The sequence below is a fragment of the Flavobacteriales bacterium genome, from assembly GCA_016716605.1.
Classification (GTDB): Bacteria; Bacteroidota; Bacteroidia; order Flavobacteriales_F; family PHOS-HE28; genus PHOS-HE28.
On sequence record JADJWA010000001.1, the window covers coordinates 3,537,127 to 3,555,023 of the forward strand.

Annotated in this window: 11 protein-coding genes; 5 read left to right on the top strand and 6 right to left on the bottom strand. The window is 63.2% G+C overall.

Translation table 11 applies throughout. From position 1 onward, the window contains the following. Positions 1 to 7: 7 nt before the first annotated feature. The 3 genes from IPM12_14375 to IPM12_14385 are packed head-to-tail and all read right to left on the bottom strand — an operon-like array spanning position 8 to position 3,503. Positions 8 to 1,234, bottom strand: a complete 1,227-nt coding sequence (locus IPM12_14375; GenBank protein MBK9148992.1) for a beta-ketoacyl-[acyl-carrier-protein] synthase family protein — start codon at positions 1,232 to 1,234, stop codon at positions 8 to 10. Further along, the gene (gene fabG / locus IPM12_14380; protein ID MBK9148993.1) at positions 1,234 to 1,980 is read right to left on the bottom strand and encodes a 3-oxoacyl-ACP reductase FabG; all 747 of its coding nucleotides are present in this window, start codon (positions 1,978 to 1,980) and stop codon (positions 1,234 to 1,236) included. The genes IPM12_14375 and fabG overlap by 1 nt, the downstream gene beginning before the upstream one ends. Then, a complete protein-coding gene (locus IPM12_14385; protein ID MBK9148994.1) occupies positions 1,977 to 3,503 on the bottom strand; it encodes an aromatic amino acid lyase in 1,527 nt (508 codons plus the stop codon). Before IPM12_14385 ends, fabG begins: the two co-directional genes overlap by 4 nt. A 79-nt stretch (positions 3,504 to 3,582) precedes the next feature. Here IPM12_14385 and IPM12_14390 point away from each other — a divergent pair, with 79 nt between their 5' ends. Further along, entirely contained in the window at positions 3,583 to 7,368 is a 3,786-nt protein-coding gene (locus tag IPM12_14390) for a 1-acyl-sn-glycerol-3-phosphate acyltransferase (protein MBK9148995.1), read from the top strand. Further along, entirely contained in the window at positions 7,365 to 8,882 is a 1,518-nt protein-coding gene (locus IPM12_14395; GenBank protein ID MBK9148996.1) for an NAD(P)/FAD-dependent oxidoreductase, read from the top strand. Before IPM12_14390 ends, IPM12_14395 begins: the two co-directional genes overlap by 4 nt. Before the next feature lie 133 nt (positions 8,883 to 9,015). On the opposite strand, the gene typA is transcribed toward IPM12_14395, so the two are convergent. Continuing rightward, positions 9,016 to 10,833: a translational GTPase TypA gene (typA, locus tag IPM12_14400; GenBank protein MBK9148997.1), complete on the bottom strand. Its 1,818-nt coding sequence runs from the start codon at positions 10,831 to 10,833 to the stop codon at positions 9,016 to 9,018. Positions 10,834 to 10,968: 135 nt separating this feature from the next. Then, positions 10,969 to 11,739, bottom strand: a complete 771-nt coding sequence (locus IPM12_14405; protein MBK9148998.1) for an enoyl-CoA hydratase/isomerase family protein — start codon at positions 11,737 to 11,739, stop codon at positions 10,969 to 10,971. Positions 11,740 to 11,889: 150 nt separating this feature from the next. Between IPM12_14405 and IPM12_14410 the strand changes: the two genes are divergently transcribed. The 3 genes from IPM12_14410 (at position 11,890) to IPM12_14420 (ending at position 17,161) form a co-directional block, all read left to right on the top strand. Then, positions 11,890 to 12,864, top strand: coding sequence for a hypothetical protein (locus tag IPM12_14410; protein ID MBK9148999.1), 975 nt, complete (start codon positions 11,890 to 11,892; stop codon positions 12,862 to 12,864). Between the two features lie 11 nt (positions 12,865 to 12,875). Beyond that, positions 12,876 to 15,686 (top strand): putative metal-binding motif-containing protein, encoded by a 2,811-nt coding sequence (locus IPM12_14415; protein ID MBK9149000.1) that lies wholly within the window; start codon positions 12,876 to 12,878, stop codon positions 15,684 to 15,686. A 278-nt stretch (positions 15,687 to 15,964) separates the two neighbouring features. Then, positions 15,965 to 17,161: a hypothetical protein gene (locus tag IPM12_14420; GenBank protein ID MBK9149001.1), complete on the top strand. Its 1,197-nt coding sequence runs from the start codon at positions 15,965 to 15,967 to the stop codon at positions 17,159 to 17,161. 6 nt (positions 17,162 to 17,167) lie between these two features. Here the strand turns inward: IPM12_14420 and IPM12_14425 are convergent, their stop codons facing one another. Further along, positions 17,168 to 17,896: a response regulator transcription factor gene (locus IPM12_14425; protein MBK9149002.1), complete on the bottom strand. Its 729-nt coding sequence runs from the start codon at positions 17,894 to 17,896 to the stop codon at positions 17,168 to 17,170. Position 17,897: the final 1 nt, after the last annotated feature.

A 17,897-nucleotide genomic window follows, 5' to 3' on the forward strand; every position in this document is an offset into this window, starting at 1 on the left:
GCGAAGGTCAGTCCTGAAGGCGTTGCACGATCAAGGTGGAATTGGTGCCACCGAAACCGAAGGAATTGGAGAGGAACCTGTTGATTGGTGCTTCGAGGGTGTCCCGAACGAGATTGAGCTTCGAGCTATCCTGGTCGGGCTGGCGCAAATTAACGTTCGGCGCCACGAAACCGCCCAGCATCATGAGCATGGAATACACCACCTCGCTGGCGCCGGCCATCCAGCATTCGTGGCCGGTCATGCTCTTGGTGCTGCTCACAAGGGGCCTCCGTTCACCGAATACGGCATCGATCGCCTGGGCCTCGATGCGGTCGCCAACGGGGGTTCCGGTCGCATGCGCGTTCACATAATCGATGTCGTGCGCGGTGAGGCCGGCCATGTTCAGGGCCATGCGCAGGGCGCGTACCTGCCCGTCGAGGTTGGGGTCCGAGATGTGATCGCCATTGGACGAGAATCCGTAGCCGGTGATCTCGCCCAGGATCGTGGCGCCGCGGGCCAAGGCCGAATCGAGGCTCTCGATGATCAGGGCCGCCGCTCCGCCGCTGGGCACCAGGCCGTCGCGGTTGGCATCGAAGGGGCGCGATGCGCCGGCAGGGTCATCCTCCTTGGTGCTGAATGCGCTGATGCCATCAAAGCTCCCGAAGGCGTAATCGTTCACTTCCTGCGCTCCGCCACATATCACCATGCGCTGCAGCCCCTGCTTGATCAGCAGATAACCGATGCCGATGGCGTGGGATCCGCTCGCACAAGCGCCGCTGAGCGTGAAGTTGATGCCCTTGAGCTTGAGGATCGTGCTCAAGTTCATGGTCACCGTGCAGTTCATGCCCTGGAAGATGGCCCCCGAGCCCACCAGCGTGGTATCCTTCTTCTTGCGGATGGTGTCCACTGATTCCATCACGGCCAGCGCGGAGCTGTCGTTCCCGAAGATGATGCCCGTTTCATTGGCCTCCAGCCAGGCACGGTCGATCCCGGCCTGAGCCATGGCTTGCTCGGTGGCTGCAAAGGCGTAGAAGGCCTGCTCGGCCATGCCGATGCGCTCGCGGCGGGTGAGACGGCTCTTCAGATCGGGCATGGGCACCACGCCGGTGAGCGCGCTGCGATAGCCCATGTCCTTCCTCGCCTGCGAGAAGCCAATGCCTGATCGGCCCGAGCGCAGCGATGCCTCCACCTCCTGCAAGCTGGTGCCCAGGCAGCTCCAGAGCCCCATTCCCGTGATGACGACGCGCTGTTCCATCATGAATGCAGTCCTCCGTTCACATGGATCACCTCGCCCGTGATGTAGGATGCGCCGGGCGAGGCAAGGAAGCTGACCACCGATGCGACTTCCTCCGGCGTTCCGAACCGGCCCATCGGCACCAGGCCCTTGAGCTGGTCAACGGGAAGGTCCTTGGTCATGTCGCTCTCGATGAAGCCGGGAGCCACGGCATTCACCGTGATGCCGCGCTTTGCGACCTCCTGCGCCAGCGATCGCGTGGCGCCGATCACGCCAGCCTTGGCAGCTGAGTAATTCGCCTGGCCGGGAACACCCTTGGCGCCGCTGAGGGATACCACATTGATGATGCGCCCGCCGCGCTGCCGCACGAATCCTTGCAGCACCGCCGTGGTCACATTGAAGAATCCGTTCAGGTGCGTGTCGATCACGGCATGCCAATCCTCGGGCTTCATGAATACCAGGAGGTTGTCTCGCGTGATGCCGGCATTGTTCACCAGCACCTCGAGGCGCGCTTCCGGATGCGCTTCGCGCCATGCCTCGATCGCAGCCGTCACTGCGGCCGCATCGCGCACGTCGAAACCTGCCAGGTGGGCGTCAGCGCCGAGCGCGCGCACCTGATCGGCCGTTTCGCGGGCGGCCGCTTCGTTGGCGGCGTAGTTCACGATGATGCTGAAGCCGTGGGCGCGCGCCAGTTCCAACGACACGGCCCGGCCTATCCCGCGTGATGCGCCGGTGACCAGGGCCCATTTGCTCTTACCGTTGCTCATGCGTGGCTGGCGGTTCCGAATAATTCGTCGTGAACGGATTGGATCGCGGCGGCCGGATCGCTGTTCGAGCGGATCGAGGCCGAAGCGCTGCGGATCCGCGCGTGAGCGGCCTTCCCTATGGGCGACAGGCGCGGAACGGCCTCCGCGAGATCGGCGGCCTGCGCGGCTCCGATGGCCAGTATCGACGCCACGCGCTGCGCATGGCCGATGACGCGCGCAGTGGCCAACGCGGCATTGGTTCCCATGCTCACGATGTCCTGGTTGTCGTTGTTGTTCGGGATGCTGTGCACGTACAGCGAAGTAGCCAGGGCCTGGCATTCAGCCGTGGTGCTCGTGGCGGTGAACTGCATGCCCTGCATGCCCAAGGTGAGGCCGGGCGCCTCCATGTTCAGGAATGGCGGGAAGCGCAGGTTCACCTTGTCGTTCAGAAGGAAATTGAGCTGCCGCTCGCAGAGCATGCACAGTTTCACCATGGCCAGCCGCAGCGTATCCATGGTCAGCGAGACCTGATCGCCGTGGAAATTGCCGCCATGGTGGATGCCGCGGTCGGGATCGATCACAGGGTTGTCGTCGATGGAGTGCAATTCATCAAGGAGCACGCGCTCGCTGTTGCGAACCTGATCGAGGATGGGGCCTAGCACCTGCGGCACGCAGCGGATGCTGTAATGCTCCTGCACCATGTGGCTGAAGGTGCCATTCGGGCTGGTGCGTCCCGGCGACAGGTGGTCCATGCGGTCTCGAACGCAGCCTGATCCCTCAAGCGCCTCGCGCATGCGCAGGGCCACTTCACGCTGGCCGGCGTGGCGCTTGGCGTGGTTCAACGGCTCGCCCAGATGATCGGTCCAGGTGCCGAGGGCCTCGGTGATCAGGGCGGAGAGCGTGACTGAGGTGTGCACGAGCTCGTGCGCCCGATGCACGTTGAGCAGGCCGATCCCGGTCATGGCGGCCGTGCCGTTGAGCAGCGCGAGCCCGTCGCGCAGGCGGAGCTCAACCGGTTCAAGCCCGTTGGCCTCGAGGATGGAGGCCATGCTCCCGGGCTTGCCGTGCTGTGTTCCTTGACCTTCGCCGATCAGGCCCAAGGCCAGGTGCGCTTGCTGCGTGAGGTCGCCGCTGGCGCCCACTCCGCCGAGCCTGGGCACGCGCGGACAGATACCGCGCTCGAGGTAGGTGAGCAGTTGCTGCACCACCGGTTCGGATACGCCGGATCGCCCGTGCAGGAAGGTAACGGCGCGCACCAGCATCATGGCGCGCACGGCTTGCTCTGGCAGGTCCTCACCGGCCCCGGAGGCATGGCTCCGAACCAGGTTGTACTGCAAGGCGTGCTGGTCGGCGGCGCTTACCGCATGCTGGGCCATGGGCCCGAAGCCGGTATTGATGCCGTACACCACCTGCTTGGCGGCCACTCCACTGAGGTAATCGAATGCCCGACGAACTCGCGCCCAATCCGGTTCGGCAACGGCCAAGGTGCCTTCACCGCGCACGATCCAGGCGAATGCGTTCAGATCGAGCTCTTCTGCCCGCATCACAAGCATTGTTCCGGTTGCCATTTTTCTAAGGGGCCACGAAAGTAGGCCTTCGCCTATGTTTACCCGCCAAGGTCAGATGGGAGGAGCAGCGGCAGCATTGTACAAGCGCACCCATGGCCGCCGTTGGGGGTGGGCACTGGTAGCCGCCATCATCGCCGGGCTCGCAGTATGGTCAGCTTCACGAGCCCGTTTCGGCACCGACCTGTTCGATGCGCTCCCGGACGATCCCTCCTTGAAGCATTTCCGTGCGCTGCTCAATCAGAGCGGAAGCCGAGGACCAATTACGGTCGGTTTCTTCGGTGAAGGTCCGGATCGGGACAGCCTTATCGCATCAGCGGATCGTTTCGTGGCAGCGGCGCATGCCGATCGATCGGGCGTGATCGACAGCGTGTTCTGCCGGCCGGATGCAGCATGGGCCGATGCCCTGCTGCGTACGATCACCGATCGAATCCCGATCCACGCCGATCCGACCCGACTCCGCTGGCTGGCATCGGCCGACGAAGCGGCGCTCGATAGCGCCCTCGGCGCGTTGCGGGCTGCCCTTGCGGCACCCGGTGGCGAATTCGATGCGGAGTTGCTCCTCGCCGACCCCTTCGGATTCACGAGCGGCTTGCGCGACCGGATCACTGCAGGCCCCACAACGGCTAGCGCACTGCTCATCGATGGCGTGCTCTTCAGCCCGGACAGCAGCATGGCGGTGGCCTTGCTCTGGCCCACTGCCGAAGGAGCTGCGGGACCCGATCACCTGGTAGCCGCGATCAACCGGTGCATGAGCTCCGCAGCTTCCTCCGTGGTTCGTGCGGAAGCGTTCGGAACTGGGCCCATGGAGGTGGCCAATCGCACCGCCATCGGCGCCGATTCCATGCGAACGTCGGCCGTGGCCCTTGCGCTGGTGCTGTTGCTGCTGATCTGGTATTACCGCGACCTGCGCTTCATGCCGCTCTTCCTGTTGCCGCCGGCATTCGGCTTCGTCCTTGGCGTTGGCGCACTGGCGTTCTTCCGGGGCAGCATCTCCGGCCTGGCGATCGGTGCCAGCTCCGCCCTGCTCGGCATCGCGCTCGATTATTCCTTCCACTTCCTCACGCACCTGCGCCACCGGCGAGATGCGGCCGAAACGCTGCGCGAGGTCACGGCGCCCATGCTGTTGGGCTGCATAACCACGGTGCTCGCCTTCGGTGCTTTGTCATTCGCCAGCAGCCGCGTGCTCGCCGATCTGGGCATGATCGCGGGCTTCATGCTGGCCGGGGCGCTCTTCATGGTGCTGGTGGTGCTGCCGCATTTCGTTCCGCCCGGGTACGCACGCTCCATGCAAGGAAGCCGATCGCAAAGCGGAATGAATGCGCATCGTCCGGGTGTAGGCCGATGGATCGCGCTACTGGGTATCGTGATCGTCACCGCTGGCCTGCTTCCCTTCGCTGGAAAGGTGCAGCAGGATGCCGATCCGGAGCGATTGAGCCTGATCCCGGAGGACATGCGCGAGGTGCGGGACCGGATGGAAGGCCGTGGCGATCGCGCGGTGCCGGTGTTCATCGCCGGCAAGGGCCGAACGCAGGAAGAAGCGCGGCAACGCTTGGAGGAGGCCATTGCCGTTGAGCGCAGCGCGGGGAGATGGGCAGAAGCGCTGCCATGCGACCTGGCTCCTTCGAAGCGCACAGCGCAATTCAGGTTGAAGGCCTGGAGCGACGCCTTCCATGCTGAGCCTGCGGATCGATTGGCCAGGCGCATTCGCGAAGCGGCATTCAGGAACGGATTCACGCCTGAAGCCTTCGACGGCTTCGTGCAGCAGATTGAAAGTGTCGAACGGCCATTGCCGATGACCACGGGCCCGGTACTGCCCGGCGAATTCATCGGATCGGCGGATGGTGAAACCCTCGTGGCCGTCCGGCTGCTGGTGCCACCGGATGATGCGGATGCGCTCAGCCAGCGCATGGCCGCGCTCGAAGGCGTGGAAGCGATGCACCGTGGCCAGCTCAGCGCGCACGTGGCGAAGGTGATCGAGGACGACCTCAACGGGATCCTCTGGCGCACTATCGGGATCGTCTTCGTTGCACTGCTGGTCACCTACGGCCGCATCGAGCTGGCGCTGCTCACCTTCATGCCCATGGCCCTGGGCTGGTCCTGGATCCTCGGGCTCTGCGGGCTGCTCGACATCCGCTTCGACTTGGTGAACATCATGGTGTGCACCTTCATCTTCGGCCTCGGTGACGACTACTGCATCTTCACCACCGAGGGCCTGCTCGCCAGGCACCGCACCGGCACCGACCATACGCGCTCCTTCCGCAGCGCCATCGTGCTCTCGGCAGTCACCACCATCATCGGCACCGGTGCGCTCTTCCTGGCCGCGCATCCCGCCCTGCGCTCCATCGCTGCGCTCTCCGTCACCGGCATGGCGGCACTTCTGGCGGTAGCGCTCACCGCGCAGCCGGCGCTCTTCGGCCTCTTCATCGGCGACCGCGCGGCCAGGGGCCGGCAACCCTTCACGCTGCTTTCCCTGCTGATCTCGCTCTTCGCCTTCAGCTATTTCCTGCTGGGCTGCATCCTGCTGAGCATCTCCTGGCTGCTGTTCATGGCGGTGCCTGCGCCCAAGCGCGCCAAGCAGCACTGGACGCGCAGCGTCGTACGGCTCTTCACCGGATCGCTCGTTTACGTGATGGCGAACGTCCGCAAGGACATCCGTTCCTTCGCGCCGCTGCTGAAGGACCGGCCGGCGATCGTGATCGCGAACCATGCCTCCTTCATCGACATCCTGGCCATGCTCATGATCACCCCGCGGGCGGTGATGATGACCAACCGCTGGGTGTGGAACAGCCCCTTCTTCGGCCGTGTGGTGCGCTATGCGGGCTATCTCCGCAGCGAGGACGGAACGGAGCCGAACGTGGAGCGCGCGCGGGAGCATATCGCGGATGGCATCTCAGTGATCATCTTCCCAGAGGGCACGCGATCGCGCGATGGCAGCATCGGCCGCTTCCACAAGGGTGCCTTCCATATCGCTGAGGCGATCGGCGCGCCCATCGTGCCGGTGCTGCTTCACGGATTCGGCGATGCCATGAGCAAAGGCGATGCGCTGCTGAAGAACGCCACCATCACCATGCGGCCGCTCCCGCCAATCGAGCCGGGCGATCCTCGATTCGGCACCGGTGCCCGTGACCGCACGAAGGCGATCTCCGCCTGGTACAAGGCCCAATACGGGGCGCTGCGGCGCGAACGGGAGACTCCGCGCTATTTCCACGAGCGATTGGTGCGCACATTCACCTACAAAGGGCCGGTGCTCGAATGGCATACGCGCATCAAGGGGCGCATGGATGCGGAGCTTCACGAACTGCTCCATTCCAGGATCGCGCCGGATGCACGTATCACGGACATCGGCAGCGGGCACGGCATAGTGGCCCTGCTCCTGCACTGGTGCTCACGCGGCCGCACGGTCACCGCCCTCGAGCGCGATCCGGAGAAGGTGGCCATTGCCCGCGAGGCCGCGCGGCCTTGGGCCGGCATCACAGTGGCCGAGGGCGATGCGCGGACCTCTCCGTTGCCGCTCTCCGATGCCTTCGTGCTGAAGGACGTGCTGCATTACCTGTTTCCCGATGAGCAGCGCATGGTGCTCGACCGATGCGCATCGGCCTTGGCTCCGGGCGGGGCGATCTATGTTCGCGACGGCTTCCGGGCAAGCGGGGAAGGGCATGAGCGCACGGTCATGACCGAACGATTCGCGGTAGCGGCCGGCTTCAGCAAAACAGAGAACGACATGCATTTCATCTCGCGTACGGAATTCGAAGGAATGGCCTCAGCAGCAGGGCTGAAGGTGGAATGGGCCCACCACGCGAACAGGACCTCCAACGCCTTGGCCATCCTCTCCAAGGCATGAGCAGCGAGCGCTACGACGTGGTCATCGTCGGCGCAGGGCTTGGCGGCCTGGAATGCGCCGTGACACTGGCCCGCGAGGGGATGAAGGTGCTGGTGCTGGAGCAGAACCACCAGCTCGGCGGCACGCTCCAGGTATTCAGCCGCGACAAGACCGTGTTCGATACGGGCGTGCACTACATCGGCGGATTGATGCCCGGCCAGAACCTGCACCGCTACTTCAGCTATTACGGGATCATTGACAAGCTGAAGCTGCGGCGCATGGACATGGATGCCTTCGACCGGATCGAGTTGCCGAACGACCCGGTGAGCTACCCGTACGCGCAAGGCTGGGACAACTTCGTGGCCCGCTTGGCCGAGCACTTCCCCGGTGAGCGCAGTGCCATTGAACGGTACGCGCAGCTGGTGCAGGAGACCTGTGACCTGTTCCCGCTCTATCGCGTGCGCGATACCGATACCAAGGACTGGATGGACGAGCGCCTCTCGCTGAACGCGGAGCAGGTGATCGCATCGCTTACGGCCAATGAGACCCTGCGCACGGTGCTCGCCGGCAACAATGCCCTTTACGCAGGCGATCATGCATCGCCCTTCTATGTGCACGCGCTGGTGCAGAACACCTACGTAGAGAGCTCGTGGCGCTGCGTCGATGGAGGATCGCAGATCGCCAAGCACCTGGCGAGCAACGCCCGGTCGGCCGGCGCCGAGATCCGCTCGCGCACCCGCGTCACCGGATTCGACATGGGTCCGGATGGCGTACGCGCCGTGCTGACCGCTTCCGGCGAGTCGTTCGCCTGCACCTATTGCATCGCCAACATCCATCCGGCCGTGCTGATGGACATGATCGAGCCTGGACATCTGCGGCCCGCTTACCGCACACGGATCAAATCGCTGGAGAACACGGTGGCATCGCACGCGCTGCACCTGGTGATGAAGCCCGGAGCCTTCCCTTACCTCAATTACAATGTGTACCGCATGCTATACGGCGGCGTGTGGGACGCCGTGGATTACACCGAGGGCCGATGGCCATCGGGCTACATGCTCTCCACGCCGGCCACCAAGCGATCACCCGATCAAGCGGAGGCCATCACCGTGATGACGTACATGCGCTACCGCGAGGTGGAACAATGGGCCGGCAGCCGGAGCACCGTGGCCGAACCGGGCGAACGTGATCCTGCTTACCTCGAGTTCAAGCACGCGCGTGAGCAGCAGTTGATCGACATCATCGAGGAGCGGTTCCCGGGCCTGCGGGCAGGGATCAAATCGGTGCACAGCACCACGCCGCTCACTTTCCGGGATTACATCGGCACGCCCGATGGCACGATCTACGGCATCCGCAAGGACAGCGCCTCGCCGTTGCGCACCTTCATCGCACCGCGCACCAAAGTGCCCAACCTGCTGCTCACCGGCCAGAACCTGAACCTGCACGGACTGTTGGGCGTGACCGTGAGTGCCGTTGCCACCTGCTCGGAGATCGTGGGCAAATCCTACTTGCTGGGCCGGATCCACGCGGAAAGCTGAGCGGCGCACGTTGCGCGGCATCCAGGGCATCTCCCTGCAACCCGTCCAATGACCGAGCATCGCCTCGGTCATCTTGATGCAAGATCAAGAACCGGTGATCCCATTCCGCGGGGTGATTCTGGGCACAGGTGCCTCAGGCCTCCTGCATCCGCTTCGCCGCGCGCTTCCGCTCGTTCTCGTCCAATAGGATCTTGCGGATGCGCAGGCTCTTGGGCGTCACCTCCAGGTACTCATCATCGGCGATGTACTCCATGCACTCCTCGAGGCTGAACTTCACCGCAGGGGCGATATTGAGCTTCTCGTCGGTGCCGCTGGCGCGCATGTTCGTGAGCTTCTTGGTGCGCACCACGTTCACTACCAGTTCCTCGCCTGGCTTGGGGCTCTCGCCGATCACCTGGCCCACGTAGATCTCATCGCCTGGATCCACGAAGAACTTGCCGCGGTCCTGCAGCTTATCGATGGCGTAGGCGACCACGGCGCCCTGCTCACCGCTGACGATGCAACCTGGGCGCGGCGCGGCGATCGAGCCTTTGTGCGGCTCGTATCCGGCGAAGCGGTGCGCGATGATGGCCTCGCCCTCGGTGGCGGTGAGCAGCGCGTTGCGCAGGCCGATGATCCCTCGTGCCGGGATCTTGAACTCGAGCACGGCGCGGTCGCTCTTCTGCTCGATGTTGAGGATCTCGCCCTTGCGCCGGGTCACGTGATCGATCACGCGGCTGCTGAATTGATCCGGCACCTGCACGGTGAGGAACTCGATCGGCTCATGGCGCTCGCCATCGATCTCCTTGTACAGTACCTGCGGCTGACCGAGCTGGAACTCGTAGCCTTCTCGGCGCATGGTCTCCACCAGGATGCTCAGGTGCAGGATGCCGCGGCCGAAGACCAGCAGGCGGTCCGGGCTGTCGGTCTCTTGCAGGCGCATGGCCAGGTTCTTCTCGATCTCCTTGAAGAGCCGGTCGCGCACGTGGCGGCTGGTCACGAACTGGCCCTCCTTGCCGAAGAAAGGCGAGTTGTTGATGGTGAAGAGCATGCTCATGGTGGGCTCGTCCACCTTGAACTTGGGCAGTCCCTCGGGGTTCTCGGCATCGGCCACGGTATCGCCGATGTCGAAGTTCTCGAGGCCCATCACGGCCACGATCTCGCCGCAGCCCACCTCCTGCTTCACCTTCTCCTTGCCGAGGCCTTCGAAGACCATGAGTTCCTTCACCTGGCCCTTCTTCACGGTGCCATCGTTCTTCATCAGCGTGATCGGCTGGCCGGGCTTGATGCTGCCGCGCGTGATGCGGCCCACGGCGATGCGGCCTTGGAAGCTGCTGTAGTCGAGGCTGGTGATGCGCATCTGCAAGGTGCCTTCCACCACTTTGGGCGCAGGCACGTGCTCCAGGATCACATCGAGCAGGTGGCTCACATCCTCCGTCGGCGTCTTCCAATCGGGTCCCATCCACCCTTGCTTGCTGCTGCCGTAAACCGTGGGGAAGTTGAGCTGGTCCTCGCTCGCATCAAGGGCGAACATGAGATCGAAGACGGCTTCATGAACCTCTTCCGGCGTGCAGTTCGGCTTATCCACTTTGTTGATCACGACGACGGGCTTAAGGCCGAGCTCAATGGCCTTGCCCAGCACGAAGCGCGTCTGAGGCATGGGGCCCTCGAAGGCATCCACCAGCAGGATCACGCCATCGGCCATGTTGAGCACGCGCTCCACCTCGCCGCCGAAATCGCTGTGGCCGGGGGTGTCGATGATGTTGATCTTGGTGCCTTTGTACCGCACGCTCACGTTCTTGGCCAGGATGGTGATGCCGCGCTCGCGCTCCAAGTCATTGTTATCCAGCAGCAGGTCCTTCACCTCCTCATTCACGCGGAAGAGCTGGCATTGGTGCAGGATCTTGTCCACCAGCGTTGTCTTGCCGTGGTCGACGTGAGCGATGATGGCGATGTTGCGGAGCTCTTTCATGGGCGGGCCTGCGAAAAGGCGCGCGAAAGTAGGGCTTTGCGGCCTACGGGGAGTCCGCCCCAGCCTTCGAGCAACCGGTGCCCAAGTGTCTTGGCAGGAATTGGGAAATTCCCTCTAGCCCGTGCACGGGCAGGATCAACGCTTTGCCGCTTCCGCCTTGAACTTGGCGATGGCATTGCGCGTGAACTCCGAGAGCACCAGCCGCCCGCTGATCTTGGCGCGCTCGATCAGGAGCACATCCCAATCCTCGGTGCCATTCCACATCACCTGTTTGATGTCGGCCATGGCTTCTGGGCTGTAGGCCGAAAGCTCTCTGGCGTGTGCGTCAATCCGCGCATCCAGCGCCTCCATCGTCTCGAAGACCTCCGCGTAGATGCCATGCTGCTCGCACCATTGTGCACTGCGTCGCGTGGCGGGCGTGGCGCTGAGCAGGCCGAAATGGCCGGTGCCCACTTTCCGCTCCACCGCAGGCCCGACAACGAATGGACCGATGCCCACGGCGAGCTCGCTGAGGCGCGCACTGGCACTGCTGTGCGCATAGGCGATGTCCACCGCGCAGGCGAGGCCCACGCCGCCGCCCACGCAATGGCTGTGGATGCGGCCGATGACGAATACAGGCGCGGTGCGTATGGCATTGATCACGTGCGCGAAGCCGCTGAAGAAGTCCAGTCCGCGTGCATCATCTTCAATGGCCACCAGCTCATCGAAGCTGGCGCCGGCGCAGAAGGCCTTGTCGCCATCGCTCCGCAGGATAATGACGCGCGTGGAGGGGTCCTTCCCTGCGCTCGTGATCGCGTCCGCGATTCCGCGCAGGATGCGGCCGGGCAGGCTGTTGCTCTTAGGGTGGTGGAAGGTGACCGTGGCGATGCTGCCCTCGGTGGTGGAATTGACATAGCCGTCGCTCATGTGATCCGGTTGCGGGCCGAAGCTAGTTCGACGAGTCGGAGAAGCATGTCCGGGATCCTCCTTGCAGCGGCGCGTCCCCTACCCTAACGAAAGTTCTATTGACGGCTGGCGCCAGGTCCGGGACTTTCGCAACGCGCAATCCAGAATATCATGCGGACACGCACATGCACCACTTGGAGGATCCTCGCCCGCTGGAGCGTTGCTTCAGCTTGCTGTGCGCTCAGCGCGCTTACCCTTGCACAGAGCATCGAACCAAGGGCTGTCGTTCCCGCAGGAGGGTCCGGGACTACGGGCAATGCCTCGCTCGGCTGGTCATTGGGCCAAGCTGCGAGCGGCACCTACGCTGCGGATGAATTGATCACTGCTGGCGTGCAGCAGCCTGATGCGATCCGGCTCGCGATCAACATGCGCGCTTTGCTCGATGGCCCTTACAGGGAATCCTCGGGATTGATGGACGACGGTCTGCGCACCAGCGCGCTGCTCCCATTGCAAGAGCCTTTCACCGCGCTTGGATACTCGCATTCCGGCGGCGGGGGCGAACAACTTCAGCCTTCCGCCCTTTCGGTTTCAGGGCATGACGCCGTGGTCGATTGGGTGCTGATCGAGTTGCGCGCACCCGATGGCGTGACCCTGATGGCCACGCGGTCGGCGGTGGTTCAGCGCGATGGCGATGTGGTGGACATGGATGGCGAATCACCGGTAGAGCTGCCTGCGCTTCCGTCCGATTACCGCATCGCGATCCATCACCGGAACCACTTGCCGGTGCTCACAGCCAGCGTGATTCCACTCGCACAGGGGCTCAACAGCATCGACTTCACCAATGGCAGCGTAGCCACCTACGGCAACGAGGCGCAACGCCTCCGCGGAAGCGTTCGCTTGCTCTGGGCCGGCGATGTGACCGGCGATGGCACCATCAAATACGTGGGCGAGGACAACGACCGCGATCCCATCCTGCAGGCCATCGGCGGAAGCGTGCCCACCAACACATCAAGCGGCTATGTGCCCGAGGACATAAACCTGGATGGCGTGGTGAAATACGTGGGTGAGGACAACGACCGCGATCCCATCCTGCAGACCATCGGTGGCAGCGTGCCCACAAACACCCGCACGCAGCAAGTCCCCTGAACCATCCCGCCATGAAACGCTTCCTCCACATCCTGTGCGCCGCGCTGATCAGTGCTGGCGCTTTCGCACAAGCACCACAAGGCTTCGACTTCCAAGGCGTGGCCCGGGATGCCGGGGGCCAAGTGCTCTCCTCACAGGCCATCGCCCTGCGGATCTCACTGCATGCGGAAGCGCCCGGAGGTCCGGTAGCCTATCAGGAAACCCACACGCTGACCACCAGCGCCTTCGGCCTATTCACCATCGCCGTGGGTGCCGGCACGCCAACGCAGGGAAGTTTCCCAGCCATCGCTTGGGGCGCCTCGTCGCATTTCATCCAGGTGGAGATGGACGCATCCGGTGGTTCGTCATTCACAGACATGGGCACCACGCAATTGCTCAGCGTGCCTTATGCGCTGCACGCGCGGGCCGTGGATTGCTTCTCAGTCTCACTGCTCGGCGATACGCTGAAGCAAGGGAACGGGTGCTTCGTGATCATCCCGGGCATCAGCGCGGCCAACGGTGGATGCCTCGACCTGGATGGCGATGGCGTGTACGACCATATCGGATGCAGCGATCCATTGGATTGCGACGACAACGACCCTACCGTGTTCCCCGGTGCTCCTGAGCTATGTGCCGACGGTAAGGACAACGATTGCGATGGCGCCATCGACAACAATTCTGATGTCAACGCACATGCCACATGGCACCAGGATGCCGATGATGACGGTTACGGCGATGCCGCTGTGAGCCAGATAGCCTGCGCACAGCCAATCGGCTACGTCAGCAACAACGAGGATTGCGACGACACTGATCCCGCACGGTTCCCCGGCCAAGGCTGCAGCACGGTCTGTTCCGCGGCGGATCAGGATTGGATCGACCAGAACCAGGAGACTTACATGAACTTCGTCGCAGGTGCCTTCCAAGGCTGCTTGCTCGCCAATGGACTCAGCATTCCAGCAGCACGGACATGCACGGAGGCGGTACTGGAGGAAGCACAGTTGGAAGGAAGCATCCCTGTGGGACAGCTCTGCCATTCCTGTGCGCTGGACCGCATGGAATGCCTGTTCAGCTCATGCTTTAGCCAGTGTGTCGGTGGATTCGGAAGCACGGGTTGCGTCGAGTGCGTGCAGCTCAATTGCGACCCCGCCTACATCAACTGCCTCGGCCTTACCGATGCGGATGGTGATGGCTGGACCTCCGGCTCGGATTGCGATGACGCCAACCCGGATCGCTACCCCGGCGCTCCCGAGTTCTGCGATGGCATCGATAACAACTGCAATGGCCAAGTGGATGAAGGCGCGCAGACCACCTGGTACCCGGACATGGATGGCGATGGCTTCGGAGACATTAACGCCGGTGTGGAAGCCTGCGACGCCCCCGGGCCGGAGTTCACCACGGATGGCCATGATTGCGACGACACCAACCCCAGCGTGTTCCCGGCCCAAGGGTGCCCAGGCCTCGAGTGCGGCTTCTTCTACGGTGTTGACCAAGGCACTTGCGAATCCGGCATATGCGAGAATGGAGTTTGCGTGCCGTGCGAGGACAATGACCAGGATGGGTTCACCAATTGCGACGGGGATTGCGACGACGACAATGCCGATGTGTTCCCTGGTGCGAACGAGCTCTGCGACGGCCTCGACAACGATTGCAACGGAACAGCGGATGAAGGCTTCACCTGGTACGAGGATTCAGATGGCGACGGCTTCGGGACTACTTCAACCGGCACCTTCGATTGCATCCAGCCGCCCGGGTTCGTCTCCGTCTCGGGTGATTGCAATGATCAGGATATGAACATCTACCCGCTTGCTGGTCCGGGCATCGGATGCCCCTCGTGCTCCGCAGCTGATCAGCAATGGATCCAGGACAACTATCTGCAGCTTTGGAATGAGACCGGTAATGCCATGACCTTGTGCGAGGGTCAAACTGGACCCGATGCGTGGCAGTGCGTCCTCGGCTACCTCCAGGTAGTAACGCCGCTCGCTCCGAGCTGCTTGCAATGCGCCGCCGAGCGCGCCATCTGTGCCATGAACAACTGCGGGCCACAATGCCTGCCCTGGCTGCTCGGTTCTAACGAAGTGGTGGCCGGGACCCCGCAATGCATCGAATGCATGATCGCGAGCGGATGCCATGGGGCCTTCGCCACCTGCGCCGGCATGGTGGACCAGGACGGCGATGGCGTACAGGGCCCGCAGGACTGCGATGACAACAGCAACACCGTGTACCCAGGAGCGCCGGAACCCTGCGACGGGCTGGACAATGATTGCAACGGCGTTGTGGATGACAACGGCTGCCCGGAGATCTGTGACGGCATCGACAACACGGGCAATGGCCTGATCGATGCGGACGACCCCAACCTTGTGCTTGTGCCATGCGAGAACCAGGTCGGCGCGTGCGGCGGGGCCATGAAGCCGGCATCCAGCTGCGTGAATGGCATCTGGCTCGTTTGCGCTCCAGCAGACTATGCGAACGCTTCATCGTCCTACAATGCCGCTGGTGAACTGTGCGATGGCGTGGATAACGATTGCGATGGCCTCATCGACGAGGACCCGATCGATGGCCAGACCTGGTACCGCGACCTGGACCTCGATGGTTTCGGCGACCTGAACAGCACCGCGCAGTCCTGCAACCAGCCAGCCGGTTACGTGAGCAACAGCTCCGATTGCGATGACACGGATCCGGACATCAACCCGGCGGCACCTGAGGCCTGCAACACCATCGACGACAATTGCGATGGCCAATCGGATGAAGGCATCGATCTGCTCACCGATCCGCAGAATTGCGGCCAATGCGGAATCCCTTGCCCACCAGGCTTTACCTGCGCGAATGGGCAGTGCGTGGAGTAGCAATCATCACGAACGAATGACGAAGCGCCTGGAGGGAGACCTTCAGGCGCTTTTTCGATCCATCCATTCCCGGATCGCACTGACCTTCTCGCGGCATCCCGTGATTTCCGCACCACGCCGGTCGAAGGGCACCAGCATCCTGAACTGGGGGCACGGCCATGGAGTTCATCCCTGATCCTACGCAGCCCGCTTGTTGATCCGGTCGTTGGTAAGAGCCCAAAGCAACCCGCTGAGATTCCTTGGCATGCGATTTCCTTCGCGACACGCGTTCCATTGCCATGCCCTGCCGATACGTGATCATCATTCTTCTCGCAGCGGCAACAGGCACCGGCGTGAAAGCCCAGCTCCAACCGGGTTTCGCCCCCGCCGAGGCCCGCGATCTCAGCGCGCTGTGCACCACGCACACCTTCATGGAATTGTATGGCGATGATGGCGACATGATCCCCGACGGTTACCAGCGCGTGTATGAATCGCCGGTGATGGGCATGGACAACAAGTTCCAGCTCTTCCGCAAGGGTGACATGGCCGTGCTGGAGATCCGCGGCTCCACCTCGAGCGCGATAAGCTGGATGGAGAATATCCAGGCCGCCATGATCCCGGCCCAAGGCGTCATCCGCATCGATGGGCGGCCCTTCCCATACCGCTTCGCGGAGGACACCGCAGCAGCCGTGCATGCCGGCTATGCGCTTGGCATCGCCTGCATCGCGAACGACGCGGTCGCGCGGATTCGCCATCTCAACGACAACGGCGTCCGAGACCTCATCATCACTGGCCACAGCCAGGGCGGGGCGCTCGCGCTGCTGCTGCGCGCCTACTTGCATCATCTGCCGTCATCGGCGATCGGTGCGCCGATCCGGATCAAGACCTATGCCTTTGCGCACCCCATGGTGGGCAACCGTGCCTTCATGGATGAATTCTCCGAGATGAATGCGCAAGGCGCCGGCTGCTTCAGCCTGGTGAATCCGGCTGACCCGGTGCCGCGCATGCCCCTGGCCTACGACGATGGCCGCTTGGTGAGCAGCGATCGCGTCTTCGCGGTGATCACCGGCCAAGAGCCGTTGGACCCGATGGGCCGGGTGCGGTCGGCCGCGATCAAGATGCTGCGCAGGCCGATCACGGGGATCACGGCTTACTTGAGCGGTTCCGTGGAGAAGCGCATTGCGAGCACCGTGGGTGAAGTGGAACTGCCGCCTTACCGGGACGAGATCAACTATGCACCGATGGAGGGTCGCATGGACCTGGCGCCGTTCGCCTATCCCGTTTGCCTGAAGGACAGCAGCTGCTTGCGGAACGATTCGATCCTTCGGTTGGAGCCACGCGATGCCGATGGCCATTTCACCAACCCTGAGCTCTACCGCAAAGAGCCTTCATTCTATCAGCACAAGCCCTACAACTATCATGTGGCGGTGCTCCGCCGCTGGTTCCCGAAGGAATTCGAGGCGATCCGGATGAAGTGGCTGCCAGAGAATCTGTGAGCGCGTTCACAGGCTCAGCAAGTCCTTGAATCGCGCGGCCTGCCTGCGGCTCACCTCAATGGCCTCCGGCTCGCCGTCCTTGCCCAGGTGCTTGAGCTTCACCATGAGGCCGCCGCTGAACCATGGCTCGATTTTGTCCACCCAGCGCAGGTTGATGATGTGCTTGCGGTTGGCGCGGAAGAAGACGAGCGGATCGAGCTTCTCTTCCAGCTTGTTCAGCGAGCGTAGCACCAGCGGCTTCTGGTCGGCGAAGCGCACGCGCACATAGTTGCCCTCGCTTTCGAAGTAGCGCACGTCCTTGAGTGTCACGAACCAGCACTTCTCGCCGTCCTTGAGGAAGATCTGGTCCTCCGCCTTCAGCACTTCGCGCTGCGGTGCGCCCTCTTCGCTCTTGTGCGGCAATTTGCTGATGGCCGCGGCCAGGCGCTCCGGGTCCACTGGCTTCATCACATAATCGAGCGCGTTCACCTTGAAGGCTTCGAGCGCGTGCTCATCGTACGCCGTGACGAAGACCACATGCGGCGCATGGTCGAGCGACTCGAGCAGCTGGAAGCCGGTGCGCCCTGGCATGTTGATGTCGAGGAAGAGCAGGTCGGGCTTCTTCTCGGCGATCAGTGCCTCCGCCTCATCGGCGTTGGCCGCTTCACCGACCACCTCGATGGAATCGTGCTTCTCCAACAGGGAGATGAGCTCTTTGCGCGCCAGGCGCTCGTCATCGATCACTAGGGCTTTCATT